Origin of the sequence: Streptomyces eurocidicus (assembly GCF_002891295.1) — a bacterium.
GTDB classification, from domain to species: domain Bacteria; phylum Actinomycetota; class Actinomycetes; order Streptomycetales; family Streptomycetaceae; genus Streptomyces; species Streptomyces eurocidicus.
On record NZ_LGUI01000008.1, the window covers coordinates 298,147 to 311,073 of the forward strand.

General features: G+C 76.5%; 7 protein-coding genes and 1 pseudogene. 3 read left to right on the forward strand and 5 right to left on the reverse strand.

The window, feature by feature from the left end:
• Nucleotides 1–10 precede the first annotated feature (10 nt).
• Genes AF335_RS33845 through AF335_RS23415 form a run of 4 tightly spaced genes read right to left on the reverse strand, consistent with a single transcriptional unit; the run spans nucleotide 11 to nucleotide 8,097 of the window.
• Complete coding sequence (locus AF335_RS33845) at nucleotides 11–2,299, reverse strand: ABC transporter substrate-binding protein (RefSeq protein ID WP_107503492.1); 2,289 nt, start codon at nucleotides 2,297–2,299, stop codon at nucleotides 11–13.
• Nucleotides 2,296–3,939, reverse strand: coding sequence for a VWA domain-containing protein (locus AF335_RS23405; RefSeq protein ID WP_146045608.1), 1,644 nt, complete (start codon nucleotides 3,937–3,939; stop codon nucleotides 2,296–2,298). The genes AF335_RS33845 and AF335_RS23405 overlap by 4 nt, the downstream gene beginning before the upstream one ends.
• 13 nt (nucleotides 3,940–3,952) lie before the next feature.
• Entirely contained in the window at nucleotides 3,953–6,253 is a 2,301-nt protein-coding gene (locus AF335_RS23410; protein WP_102920391.1) for a serine/threonine-protein kinase, read from the reverse strand.
• Nucleotides 6,250–8,097, reverse strand: coding sequence for a S1 family peptidase (locus tag AF335_RS23415; RefSeq protein ID WP_102920392.1), 1,848 nt, complete (start codon nucleotides 8,095–8,097; stop codon nucleotides 6,250–6,252). Before AF335_RS23415 ends, AF335_RS23410 begins: the two co-directional genes overlap by 4 nt.
• A 420-nt stretch (nucleotides 8,098–8,517) precedes the next feature.
• On the opposite strand from AF335_RS23415, the gene AF335_RS23420 reads away from it, so the two are divergent.
• Both AF335_RS23420 and AF335_RS23425 read left to right on the forward strand, forming a co-directional pair.
• The gene (locus AF335_RS23420; RefSeq protein WP_102920393.1) at nucleotides 8,518–9,048 is read left to right on the forward strand and encodes a hypothetical protein; all 531 of its coding nucleotides are present in this window, start codon (nucleotides 8,518–8,520) and stop codon (nucleotides 9,046–9,048) included.
• Nucleotides 9,049–10,371: 1,323 nt separating this feature from the next.
• Nucleotides 10,372–11,192 (forward strand): annotated as a pseudogene (locus tag AF335_RS23425) (class F sortase).
• Here the strand turns inward: AF335_RS23425 and AF335_RS23430 are convergent.
• Nucleotides 11,122–11,694 (reverse strand): MarR family winged helix-turn-helix transcriptional regulator, encoded by a 573-nt coding sequence (locus tag AF335_RS23430; RefSeq protein ID WP_102920394.1) that lies wholly within the window; start codon nucleotides 11,692–11,694, stop codon nucleotides 11,122–11,124. The pseudogene AF335_RS23425 and the gene AF335_RS23430 sit on opposite strands and share 71 nt — an antisense overlap.
• 113 nt (nucleotides 11,695–11,807) lie before the next feature.
• Between AF335_RS23430 and AF335_RS23435 the strand changes: the two genes are divergently transcribed.
• Nucleotides 11,808–12,905, forward strand: coding sequence for a questin oxidase family protein (locus tag AF335_RS23435; RefSeq protein ID WP_102920395.1), 1,098 nt, complete (start codon nucleotides 11,808–11,810; stop codon nucleotides 12,903–12,905).
• Nucleotides 12,906–12,927 lie beyond the last annotated feature (22 nt).

Here is a 12,927-nt window from a genome sequence, read left to right on the forward strand (position 1 = left end):
CCGCGAGCCGTCAGTTGCACACCCGGGGCGGCTCCGCGTGCGGGGTCCGCGCCATGCCGTCGCGCACCGCGTCCAGGTAGGTCAGGACGCGGGTGAGCGTCGCCTCGTCCGGCGAGCTGAGGTAGTCCAGCACGCCGTACTGGAAGGCGGAACGCAGCCGCGGGGGCATGACGTCCGAGGCGTCCAGGCACAGCGGGGCCCGCGCGTGCAGCTCCTCGTCGACGCGGGCGTTGACCGAGCCCTTGGGCAGGTCCTCCCGGAAGGTGAGGAAGAACGGGCGCATGGGGTCCTCGCCGGGGGGAGGGGGATCTTCGCCGCCCGGGCCAGGCAGGGGCTTTGCCCAGGCGCGCTGCGCCTCGTCCGTGGTGAGGAACTCCATCAGCTGCCGGGCGGCCCGGTTCTCGCGGAACAGCGTCGCGAAGTCCGCCGAGACCTCGCGGGCGGTGGTGGTGCGGTCGGCTCCGGGGAGCAGCTCCCGGGACGGGGTGAACGCGGCGGGGGCGCCCTTACGGTAGGTGGTGCGGATGAAGGAGCCCTGGTGCTGGAGGGCGCAGGCGGGCGGGGCGCTCTCGCCCTTCGCCGGGGGCTTCGGGAAGGGGCCCCAGGTGTACTCCTGCCCGAGGGCCTTCTCGGCGGGCCCGGCGCCGAGCCGTCGGCCGAAGAGCCGCCACGCCTCCCGGACCTTCTCCGAGGCCCAGGGCAGCTCGCCCCGGGTCCAGGCCGTGTAGGCGTCCTTGCCGCTCCGCTGGAGCAGGATGTCCTCGACCCAGTCGGTGCCCGGCCAGCCCGACGTCGCGTCGCCGCCCATGCCCGCGCACCACTGCCCGCCCTGGGCGGCGAGCGCGGCCAGGTCGCCGGTCCGCGCCTTGTCGTGCCAGACGATGCTCTTCAGGGAGACCTTGACGGGGATGGCGAAGACCGGGCCGCCGGGGCGGGCGGTCCAGAGCGGCTCGTAGGGCGCGTACGAGCCGATGGTCTTCCTCAGGGCGCTCCCGAGCGGTCGCAGCTTGCCCTCGTGGATGTACTCGGCGGCCTCGCCGAGGCTGGGCAGGATGGCGATGTCCGGGGCGGTGCCCGAGTTCACCCGGGACAGCAGGACGTCGCGCAGGGAGGTGGTGCCCTGGTAGGTCACCTCGATGTGCGTCTTCTCGCGGAAGCGTTCCAGGACGGCCTTGAAGCGCTCCTCCTCGTCGCCGGACCACGAGGCGAGGACCGTGACCTTGCCCTGCGGGCCGGGCCGGTCGCCGATCCCGAGGGCGCCGAAGAGCACCAGCCACAGGACGAGCAGCGCGACGGCGACCTGCCGCGGGCGGCCCCGCGCCCCCGGGGCGAGCCGCCCCTTGGCGAAGCGGTACTCCTCGATCCGGGGCAGGAGGCCGACGACGACCAGCGCGGCGAGTACGGCGGTGGCGAGCGGGATCCAGCCCGTGGCCGCGGCCCGCCAGTGGGCGCCGCTCAAGCCGTGCCGTACGTCGCCGAGGGCCTGGTCGGGGACGCCGATCTCGCGGAGCCGCCCTGCGGCCCCCGCCAGGCCGGCCTGGATCTGGACGGCGAGCACGGTGAGCGGCAGTACCAGGACCGTCAGCGCGGTGGCCCCCGCCAGCGGTGGGCTGAATCGCCTGCGGAACCGCCGGCGCAGGGTGCGCTGGGTGTCCACGAGGAGCCAGGTGAGGGCGCCGGAGAGCAGGAAGGCCACGGTCCACAGGAGCCACAGCAGCCCGTCGAACGACGTCTCGTCCGCCAGGCGCTGCCGCTGGCTGCGCTGGACCTGTTCGAGGCGGGGGACGATGCCGCTGCCGTCCTTCCGCAGGAGAGTGTTCTCCGCGTAGTGGAGATAGGCGTTGCGCAGCGTGCCGTTGCCCGCGTCCGTCGCGCTCCCCGCGCTGCCGCTGCTCCGGGCGGCCTGCTGGACAAGGAAGTCGTACGAGGAGACCTGCCCGGTGGCCGTCCGCAGGGTGTCGCGCCCCGCGTCGTCGGCGACCGTGCTCAGGGCGGCCTTCTCCAGCTGCTGCCGGGCGGCGTTGAGCTCGGCCTGGTACGTCTCGCCGACGCCCTCGGCCTTGGCGGTGTCCTTGTCCGTCAGGCTGGCCTTCGCCGCGGTGTAGGACCTCTGCAGCGCTTCCCGGGCCGCCTCGACCTGCACGATCGCCGGGGCCGTGCGGTCCGTCACCGCGGCGGCGTTGCCGCCGACCCCGTAGTAGGCGGCCAGCAGGGTGCCGAAGGCGAGGGCGGTGGCGGTCAGTAAGGCGGCGAGGCGGCGTATGAGGTACGGGCGGGTGCTCGGGGGGTCTGTGTTCATCCGGGGTTTCCACGGGGGCCGTGGGTGTCGGGAGGCCCGGGGGAGCCGGACGTATCAGGGGAGCCGGACGTATCAGGGGTGCCAGGGGTGTCAGGGGTCCCGGGGTCCCGCGGGAAGAGGTAGCGGCACTGGGCGCAGTGCCTGTCCGTGGGCGAGGCGAGGCGCTCGCAGTTCGGGCAGCGGCGGTCCCGGGCCGGGTGCCGCGCGGAGCGGGCGGCGGGGACCGCCCGGGCCCGCCCGGCGGCGGATTCCGACGGCGCCGTCCACTGGGTGCTGTGGTCGGCCGTCACCCAGGCGGCGTTGAGGTCGCCCCGCGAGACGTCGCCGCGGACCCGCACCGCGCCGCGCGGCGGGTCGGTGACGTGCACCAGCCGGCCGAGCCTGCGCAGCACCTTCTCGTCGCCCAGCTCGTGGGCGAGCCGCACCGCGCGTCCCCACTCCTCCTCCGCCGCGTCCCGGGCTCCGCGTTCGTACGCCTCGCAGCCGGCGACGACGGCCCGGCCGAGGTCGGCGTAGCCGCCGTAGTGGGCGACGCGGGGGTGGATCCGGGTGGACAGGGCGTGGTCGTCCGTCCAGTGCAGCAGCATCGGGCGGGGCGCGGGCAGGGCGATGCCGCCATCGCCCTCGTCGGGGCCCGCCGCCAGTGTGACCAGGGCGAGCTGGAGGTCCTGGCCGCGGGGGTCGCCGGCCGCGGCGGTGGCGACGCAGAGGTGGAAGTCGCGGGCCTCGTCGCCCCAGGCGCCGGTCGGGAACTCCCAGGCGCGCTCGCCGGTCCGGACGCCCTCGGCGGTGAGGTCCAGCTCGGTGGGGAAGACCTGCTTGAGGAAGCGCAGTTCGCCGCCCTCGCGGAGGCTGACCCGGATCCTCAGGTCCGGCAGGGCCTTCGCCATCGCGGTGGTCATCATGGCGCGGAACTCCGCCTCCAGGTCGGAGTCGTCCTCGACGGCGTCCGCGACGCCGTGCAGCCGGCCGGCGATCTCGCGGAGCTCGGTGGCGGCCCACTGGTCGCCGATGCCCCGGGCGTCGCAGGTGAAGGCGGCCGCACAGGCGTCGAGCACGCTCTCCAGCCGGCCGGGCGGGTCGTGTTCGTTGCGCCCGTCGGTCAGTAGCAGGACGTGCCGGATGGGGGCGCCCTGCCCGGCGGGACCGGCGGGACCGGCGGGCCCGGAGAGCCCGGAGAAGAGATCGAGGGCGCGGTCGAGCCAGCTGGCGATGGCGGTGCCGCCGGCCGCGACGAGCCCGGTCGCCACCCGGGCGGCGTCGGCCCGGGAGTCCGGTCCGGCGACGGCCATGCCCCCGGACGGCGGATAGACGACGCGGGCGCGGTCGGTGCCCTCGACGAGCGCGAAGAGGGTGCCGTCGCGCAGCACTTCGACGGCCGCGGCGGCGGCCCGCCGGGCTGCCGCGATCTTGGTGCTCGGCCAGTTCATCGAGCCGGAGCAGTCGATGACGATGACCTCGGCGGAGCCGGCGCGGGCGGTGAGCCGGTCCAGGCCGTCGGCTTCCACGGTGAGGATGGCGTGCGCCGGTACGGTGCCGTCGCCCACGGCGAGGTATTTGTTCTGTCCCAGCTGCGCGGCCACGGTGGGCGGCCGGTGCCCTCTGGCGTGCTCGGCGGGGCTGCCGTTCGCTCGGTGCATCTGGTCCCCCTGGTCAGAAGCGGGTCTTGGGGCGGACGCGGTTGGCCAGATCGACCAGTGCGCCGAGGTCGGCAGGGGTACTCGCCTGCCGGGCGAGGCCGCGCAGCTTCGCCTCGAGCCGGGTGCGGATGGCGAACTCCTCGTCGGCGGTGCCGAACAGGCCGCCGCCGGTGCGGTCGGCCGCGGGCGTGGACTCCGCCCGGATCCAGTCCAGGGCGACGTCGAGGATCTCGGCCTCCAGCCGGTCGCGGGCCGGGCCGGTGCGGTGGCCCTCGTCGAGATAGAGCTCCGGCAGGCGGGTGAGGGCCTCGGTGAGCTCGGCCAGGACCGGCAGGCCCCGCCCGGCGTCGGCGCGCAGCCGCCCGGCGAGGATCCGTACGCAGGCGGTGCGCGCCGCGTCGTGGTGACGGGAGACCTCGGGGACCCTGCTGAGCAGGGCGACGGCGCCCGTGCGGTCGCCGTCGGCGAGCCGGAGGCGGGCGAGGCCGAAGGCGGCGCTGCCCTGGGAGCGGTTGCGCTGCCAGACGGCCTGGTAGTAGCGCTCGGCGGAGTCCGGGTCGCCGCGGTGCTCGGCGCAGTAGCCGAGGGCGAGCTTCGGGGCGTACTCGCCGGGCAGGTCGCTGTAGACCCGGTCGAAGGAGCCCTCCGCGGTGTCGGTCTCGCCCTGGGCGAGGCTGAGCAGCCCCTGGTGCCACTGGATCCGCCAGTCGTACAGGCCGCCGTGGTCCAGGGCGTGCCGGGCGGCCGTCAGATAGCGGGCCGCCTCGTCGAGTTCGCCGAGCTCCAGGGAGGCGCGGCACTGCCGGAGCCGGATCTCCACGGAGCCGTACCCGGCGGCCTCCAGCTGCTGGACGAGCCGGCGGGGGCCGCTGGTGGTGGGCTGGAGGAGCAGCATGGCGGCCGGGTCCGCCGGGTCGGGGGAGGGCACCGGCAGGTCCAGCGGCACCCGGCCGGGCGCGGGCAGGCCGCCGTCGAGCACCGGCCGCCGCCCGCCGGAGAGCCAGCGCGCCAGGGGCGGTACGCGCCCGAGCGAGGCGTCCAGGAGGGCCGCGGTGGGGGTGAACAGGGTGGACGGCTCGGGGTGTTCGTGCTCGGTGCGCAGCGACCGGATCTCGCGGAGGACGCCGCGCAGTTGCTCGGACATGGCCCGGGCGCCGGGGTAGCGGGCGAGCGGCTCCTCGGCGACGGCGCGGGCGACGGCGCGCTCGTAGGACTCGCCGGCCAGGCCCGGCGGGCGGGGGCCGGCCTCGTCGGAGAGGGCTCTGAGGGTCATTCCGGCGCTGTAGAGGTCCGACTGCGGCGAGAGCCCGGTGGCGAGGTCGCGGATGACCTCGGGCGCCATGAAGGGGCGGGCGCCCATGACGGGGCTCTCGTGGTCGTCGACGGTCCGGGTGGCGCCGAGGTCGATGAGCTTCACCCGGTCGCCGTGGTGCATCACGTTGTTGGGCTTGAGGTCGCAGTAGAGGAGGCCCTCGCGGTGGAGGTGGTCGAGGGCGTCGAGGATGTGGCAGCCGTAGGCGAGGACGTACTCGAAGACGCGCTCCTCGCCGAACGGGCCCTCGCGGCGGCCTATGCGGTCGCGGACCTGCGAGAGCGACATGCCGTTGACGAACTCCATGACGATGTAGTCGACGGGGGGCTCGTCGGTGCCGGCGAGGCCCGGGTGGGTCACGTAATTGATGATGCGGACGATGCGCGGGTGGTCGAGGCGGGTGAGGTGGTCGCGCTCGACGCGCAGGGCGCCCAGGGAATCGCCCGCGTGGATAAGGCCCTTGAGGGCGACGAGGCGTTGCTCCAGGTGGATGTCCTCGGCGAGATAGACCCAGCCGAGGCCGCCGTTGGCGAGGCAGCCCACCACACGGTACTGCTCGCCGACGAGGTCGCCGGGGGAGAGCTGTGGGGTGAAGTCGTAGGGGTGGCCGCAGCGCCCGCAGAAGCCGGTGGTGAGCGCGGGCTGACCGGCGTAGGCCCGCCCGACGACGGCGGTGCAGCCCGCCCAGCCGCAGGTGCGGCCGCCGGGCGGGGCGTACCGGTCGGTGACGACCAGGTCGCCGGGGGAGGGGGCGTGCACCACGGGCAGGTCGAGCAGGCCGTCGCCGGCCGGGTCGACGGTGAACAGCCGGTCGGTGACCCTCCGGCGGTGGGTGCCGGCCGTGGGCGGGCTCTCGGCGAGGCCGTCGGCCTCCGTGGGGGTCCGCAGGGCGTGGCCGGTGACGCGGCAGAAGCCGGTGCCGTCGGCGGAGCAGCCCTGGCAGTCGGGCCGGTCGCAGTCGGCGCGCGGGACGTGCGGGGCCTGCGGGCTCTGAGGGGTCACTGCCGGTCGCCTCCTCGCGGGCGGTGGGTGTGCAGCCGCACGGCCTCGGCGAACCGCTCGACGGCCCGCTCGGCCTCGGTCAGCTCGCAGGGCGCCTGGTAGAGGAGGTTGTGGGCGACGCGGTAGAGGGGCGCGGTGGCCCGCTCCTCCGCCAGGCTGCGGGTGGCGAGCAGGGCGTAGAACGCCTCCAGCCGGCCGCGCAGCTCGTCACGGCGGGCCACGCCCGCCTCGGCCAGGCCGATGACCTCCTCGACCCGCAGCAGCCCCGACTCCACGGCGCTCTCGAAGGCCGCGAGCTTCGGCAGGAACCTTCTGCTGCCGCGCTCGGGGTCGCAGCGCAGCGTGGTGAGGTCGAGCCGCAGCCCCGTGGCCTCCTGCGGCACGGCCCGTACGGGCGCGATCAGCGCGGTCCGGTCGTAGGCGGCGCGCTCGCGGCGGGCGATGTGCTCGATGCGGTCGCGGACCCGGTCGAGCCGGGCCGTGATCTCGTCCTTGCTCGGGTCGGCCATCCTCAGCGCCAGCTCCAGGCTCTGCGATTCGGGGTTTCGGAAGACGAGGAGCAGCCGGGCGCCCCGGGCGGCCAGCAGGTCGGTGAACTCGACCAGCGCCATGGGGTCCGCGGCGTAGTCGACGCCTTCGGCGACGACCGTGAGCGGCACCGTGCGGATCTCGCCGAACCGGCCGACGGCGGTGGCGCCGTCACCGGTGTGCAGGCCGAGCCGGTCGGCGACCCGCTCGGCGACGTGGGCGACGGTCTCGCCGGAGACGTCGAGGGCGAGGTCGACGCTGCCGACGGGCGGCACGGTCTCGTCGACGGGGCGGGGCGGCCGGAGCGTGCGGGGCGGGCCCGGGGAGCCGCCCGGCCGTGCCGTGCCGGGCGGGGCGGGCCGGGCGGCGGACTGGTCAGGCGGCCGGTCGGGTGGGCCGGCCGGCGGGGCCGGGCGGCCGGCCAGGGGCGGGCAGTCGGCGGTCACCTCGCGGTCGGCGAGGGCGACGGCCCGGCTGAGGGTCGCGGCGCGGGCCGCCTCGCCCTTCTTGATGACGATCGCCTCGATGCCCGGACCGCCGCCGTCGGCGGCTCGGAGCCAGCGGGCCAGCCAGCGGGCGAAGTCCCGGTCGAGCGGGGCGCCCCGGGGCACGGAGGGCAGGTCGTTGCCGCGCCGGCCGCCGACGTGTTCCTCGATCTGCGGCAGGTGCCGCACGATGGTCTCGATCGGGATCATGTACGAGAGGTGCAGCCGCTGGCCCGCGGGGGCGTCCACGGTCCGGTCGTCGTAGCGGCTGACGACCATGCCCAGCACCCGGTGGGTCTCGACGTCGGTCACGGCCGCCCCGCTGAAGCCCGGGCGCACGGCCTCGGCGGGGGTGCGCGGGGACAGCTGCACCCATTCGCCGCGCGGGCCGCAGGGGCCGTCGATCGTGGCCCAGAAATACACGCCGTCGCGCAGCCCGGGGACGTCCGGGTGGCCGAACATCCGTACGGTCCGGCCCGGTGAGGGCACCATCCGGTGCAGCGGGGCCGCGTGCCGGGCGTGCTGGGGCTCGGCCAGTCTCAGCAGGGCGACGTCGCCCCGGGAGTCCTCCTGCTCCGGCACCCAGGCGCCCTCGGCGACCCGGGCCCGCACGGGCGCCGCGTCGGCCACGCCGACGAGCTCCACCAGGACCTCGCCGCCCGGCTCCGGGCCGTCGCCGTCCCAGGGGATGACATGGGCACAGGTCAGCACGGTGTCGACGCCCAGCAGGATCCCGGCGCCCAGCATCCCGCCGCCGGGCATGGAAATGCGCACCCGCCACGTTTCCTCGAACGCCTGGTCGTTGACGGGGACTTCGGTGCTCTCCCCCATGGGCGCAGAGCATACGCGCGGGCTCCTCGGCTGTGACCCCTTGTGACTCATGGGCCACCGTTCCGTGTGGCTCTGGGTAAAGGTCGCCATGGGAGGGGTGTGAAGGGTGGGGGAGGAGTGGCGTCCGAGGCGCGGAAAGGGGGCGTGCGCCGGGGTGGTGCGTACGGTCTCGCGGGCGCCTACGGGTCACCCGTTCGCCGTGCTCGGGCGCCGCCGGGCCGGTGAGCGCACGGTCGCCCCCGGTGACCTGCCGTTACGCCGTCCGGTGGGCCCGGCGGGGGCGGCCGGGGCGGTGGATCTGATGTGACGTCAGGGTGCGGGGGTGCCGGAACACCGGTTCCCTCGGCTTGGAGGAGCGCGGAACCCCCCACTCCGTCGCCGGCACACCGGTGCCGCGTCCGCGCTCTCGGAGGAACAGGCATGCGTACAGCACGAGTGCTCACCGGGACCGCCATGACCATAGCCGCCCTCGGGCTGGCCGGCTCGCCCTCGCTCGCCGCGACCTTCGGGAAGGTCGAGGTCAACCCGAACCCCGCGCAGCCCGGCACGATGGTCACGGTGAACACGACCGCCTGCGGGTCGAACGGCTCCGGCACGGGTGACGCCAGCGCGGTCGGCGGTCCGGCTTCGTTCCAGCTCATGCCGGGCACGCACAAGGAGGTCGTGGTCGGCCAGTTCACCGTGCCGAACAAGGCGAAGCCGGGCACGTACGGCATCGGCGTGCGGTGCAAGAACGGCAAGGAGGCCACCGGCGACCTGGTCGTGACCAGCGCCGGTGGGGGCGGCGGCACCGCGAGCACGAAGCCCCCGACGGGCGGCGTGAAGACCGGTGTCGGCTCCACGAGCGACGGCTCCGGCATGACGGAGATCGTGGCCGGTGCGGCGTTGCTGGCGACGGCGGCCGTCGGCGGTACCTGGTTCCTGCGCCGGCGCGGCGGCGACCGGATCTGACGCCCGCGCACCCCGTCCGGCAGGCTCCCTCCCCGGTCCCCGCGCGCGAACGCCCGGGGACCGGGGGCGCGGTGGAGGATCCCGATGTCCCAGAAGCACGGCGCCCGACGGACCCGCAAGCGGGCCCGGCAACGCCGCGCGCGCGAGTCCCGGAGACGGGCGGTGCCGCCGGGGGTGGCGACGGAGGAGCGGGGGCGGGTGCGGCGCGGGACGGGGTGGCGGGGGCGAAGGGGAGGCGGCGCGGGCGGGCGGTGCGGGCAGTGCGGCCGGTGCGGCCGGTGCGCGTGGGCGGCGGGCGGCGGGGCGGTGAGGGTGGTGGGGCGCGGGCGGGGTGGCTGGTGGGAGTGGGCGGCGCGGCGGGGCGGGCTGTCCGGTGGACGCAGGGCTGCGGAGCCGCGGGGTGGTGGGTCCGGTGCGGTTGGTGGGTCCGGGAAGGTCGGGCGGGGCGAGCCGTCTGGTGGGCACGGGGCCGCTGGTGTGTCCGGTGCGGTTGGTGGATCTGGGCCGGTCGGGCGGGGCGGGTCGTCCGGTGGGCGTGGGGCGGCGCGGTCGCGGGATGGTGCGGCCGGGGCGGCTGAAGTGCGGGGTGGTGGGTCCGGTGCGGCTGGTGGGTCCGGGCCGGTCGGGCGGGGTGAGTCGTCTGGTGGGCGTGGGGCGGCGTCGCGGGGTGGTGCGGCCGGGGCGGCTGAAGTGCGGGGTGGTGGGTCGGGTGCGGTTGGTGGGTCCGGGCCGGTCCGGCGGGGTGAGTCGTCCGGTGGGCGTGAGGCGGCGCGGTCGCCGGGCGGCGCGGCCGGGGTCGCTGAAGTGCGGGGTGGTGGGCCCGGTGCGGCTGGTGGGTCCGGGCCGGTCCGGCGGGGCGGGTCGCCCGGTGGGCGTGGGGCCGCTGAAGCGCGGGGTGGTGGGTCCGGTGCGGTTGGTGGGTCTGAGCCGGTCCGGCGAGGTGAGCCGTCCGGTGGGCGTGGGGCCGCGCGGTCGCGTGGCGGCGCGGCCAAGGGCGTGGCGCGGCCGGACGGGGCTGCCGGTGCGGCCGGGCGCCGGGAAGGGTGTGCTCCCGGGCCCGCCGCGGGCCCGGCCCGCGCCCCGCGCCGACCGAGCGCGACGTCGGCGCGCGGGAGGAGGCCCCGCCGGGGCCCCTCCGCCGGATCGGGGCGCGCGTCGCCCTCCGGCGCCGGGCGTGGCACCTCCACGGCGTACGGACGTGGGGCGCCGGCGCGTACGAGCCGTGGGGTACCAGCCGGAGGCACGGGCACGGGCACGGGCCGTGGGACGACCGCCCGTACGGGGAGCGGCGGGCGCGGGGCTCCGGCCCGTACGGCGGCCGCGATGCCGGCCCGTACGGCCGGACGCCCCGGACCCCGGGCCCGGCACGGGCCGTCCCGCGGGCGCGCGCCCGCGCGGCGAGCCGCGGCCCCCGCCTACGGCTCCGGCCACCGGGCCCGCTGCGCCGAGGAGTCCCGGCAGAAGACCGTCGTCGCCGTCGTCCTCGCGGTCGCGCTGTGCGTCGGGAGCTGGCTGATACAGCACGGCGCCGGCGCCCAGGGCCCGCCGCCGCAGCCCTCGCCCGCCGAGGCGTTCGCGACCGGCCGGCCCGGCCCCGCCGCCCCGGCCACGCGGCGGAGGCGCCGCCGCTGCCCCCGGCTCAGCCCATCGGGATCCGGATCCCGTCCATCCGGGTCGACGCCCCGATGCACCCCCTGGCCCTGCTCCGCGACGGCAGCCTCTCCAGCCCGCCCGAGGACGACCGGAACCTCGCGGGCTGGTACGCGGACGGGGTCCCGCCCGGCTCCACCGGCACCGCGATCGTCGCCGGGCACGTCGACACGGCCACCGGACCCGCCGTCTTCTACAACCTCGGCGCCCTGAAGAAGGGTTACACGGTCGAGGTGCCGCGCGCGGACGGCCGCACGGCCGTCTTCACCATCGACGCGATCGAGGTCTACAGCCGCAAGGACTTCCCCTCGCGGAAGGTCTACGGGCACGCCGCACGCGCCGAGCTGAGGGTGATCACCTGCGGCGGCGGCTTCGACGAGGAGGCCCACGCCTATCTGGGCAACGTCGTCGTCTACGCCCACCTCACCGGCGTGCGGCAGTCGCCCCGTCCTGGGCTTGAACCTCCCGCGCCCACGCCGTCAGCCCCGCGATGAACCCCGCGCGGTCCCGGGGCGACAGGCTGTCGAGCGCGCGCAGCAACGGCTGCGAGCGCGCGGCGATGAACTCCTGGACGACGGACAGCCGGTCCGCCGGGATGGCGACCAGGGTGCGCCGCCGGTTCGCCGGGTCCTCGCGGCGCTCGACCAGCCCGGCCCGGCTCAGGGCGCCGACGAGCTCGCTGGTGGTCGACAGCGAGAGCCGCAGCCGCTGCGCCAGCTCGCCGACGGCCAGGGGCTGTTCGGCGAGCAGCTGCGGGAGGACCGCGCCGTGCCGGGGCGTGAGGCTGTGGGCCTCGAAGGCCGTCCGCAGTTCGTCGGGCATCTGGCCGCGGGCCTGCTTGAGGTAGGGGGCCAGCAGGGGGACGAGGCCGATCGCCTCGATCTCCCGCGCGGTGGGGACCCGGGGCGCGCGGGGCCCGGCGGCCGGACCGGCCGCGGTCGCGGGGTCTTCCGGGGATGACGGGGGGCGTTCCGCGGCTGCGGGGTCGTGCGGCATACTGCGAGTGTAGACGCTTCGGAAAACCAAACTATTCGGGAAGCCGAACAGAGCGCGTCGGGTCCGTCACGCCCCGCCGCCCGTCCGGACCCGTACGGAGGGGGAGTACCGCCATGCCCGTCATCGGATACCAGGACGCGCTCAACGACGCGCTGGAGCGCATGACCGACCTCGGCTACGAGCGCGGGGCCGGCGCCGACCTCGCCAACCACGGCCCCATGGGCGCCGAGGCCCTGGCCGTGCTCGGCCACGGCGACGAGGTCGCCGCGTGGGTCGAGGGCTACCGCACGGCCATGCCCCACCACGAGGTGCCCGCGCGGAGCTTCCCGCTCGACCCGGCCGACGAGACGTCCTGGCGGCCGGCCCTCGGCGACTTCTCCCGGGCCGGCGACTGGGAGCAGCTCTTCGCCCGCGAACTCGCGGACGAAGCCTGGCGCGGCGTCGTCGCGCGCTGGTGGCCCCGGCTGCTGCCCGGTCTGCTGGCCGGCCTGACGCACGGCCTGATCCGCACCGCCCACGCGGTCCGCTCCCTCGCCGCCGCCCCGGTGCCCACGCCACACCAGCTCACGGAGCTGTCCCGGGGCCTCGCCTACTGGGCGGCCCGCTTCGCCCACCTCCCCGGCCAGGTGCGGATGCGCGGCGGCCTGGACCTGGCCGGCGCGGTCGCCGCGCTGCCGCGCACCCCGTTCCCGGGCGAGCGGGACCGGGCCATGACGGCCCGCCGCCTCGCCCGCCCCGACGAGCTCGCAGGCTGGTCCGAGGCGCTCGACGCCCTCGCCCCGGGCCGCGCGGAGTGGGTGCTCAGTGAGATGACCACGGAGTTCGCCGGGGTCTATCTGGGCCACCCCGAGGTCTTCCCGATCCCCCTCGTGCACGGCGTCACGGCACCCGCCGCGGCGCGCCTCGTCCTGCCCCACCTGCCGGTGGAGCTCCACGAGCCGACGGTGGCCGCGCTCTGGCAGGTGCACGCGGCGTTCCTGCTGGCCTTCACGGCGGACCGGGGCGGCGAGGCGGTGGCGGCGCGCGAGGCCGCGGAGACGGAGCTGCCGTCCTTCGGGGAGCTCGCCGCGCGGGCGGTGGAGCACGGGGACGAGCACGTACTGAAGTTCACGGAGGCGTGCGCGAGGGAGCACGCGCTGCGGCCGGACCCGCGGTTCGCGGCGGCGGCGCTGGCGGCGCAGCGGCGCATCGAGCCGGTGGACTGGGCGTAGGGGGGCTCCGCCCCGGACCTCG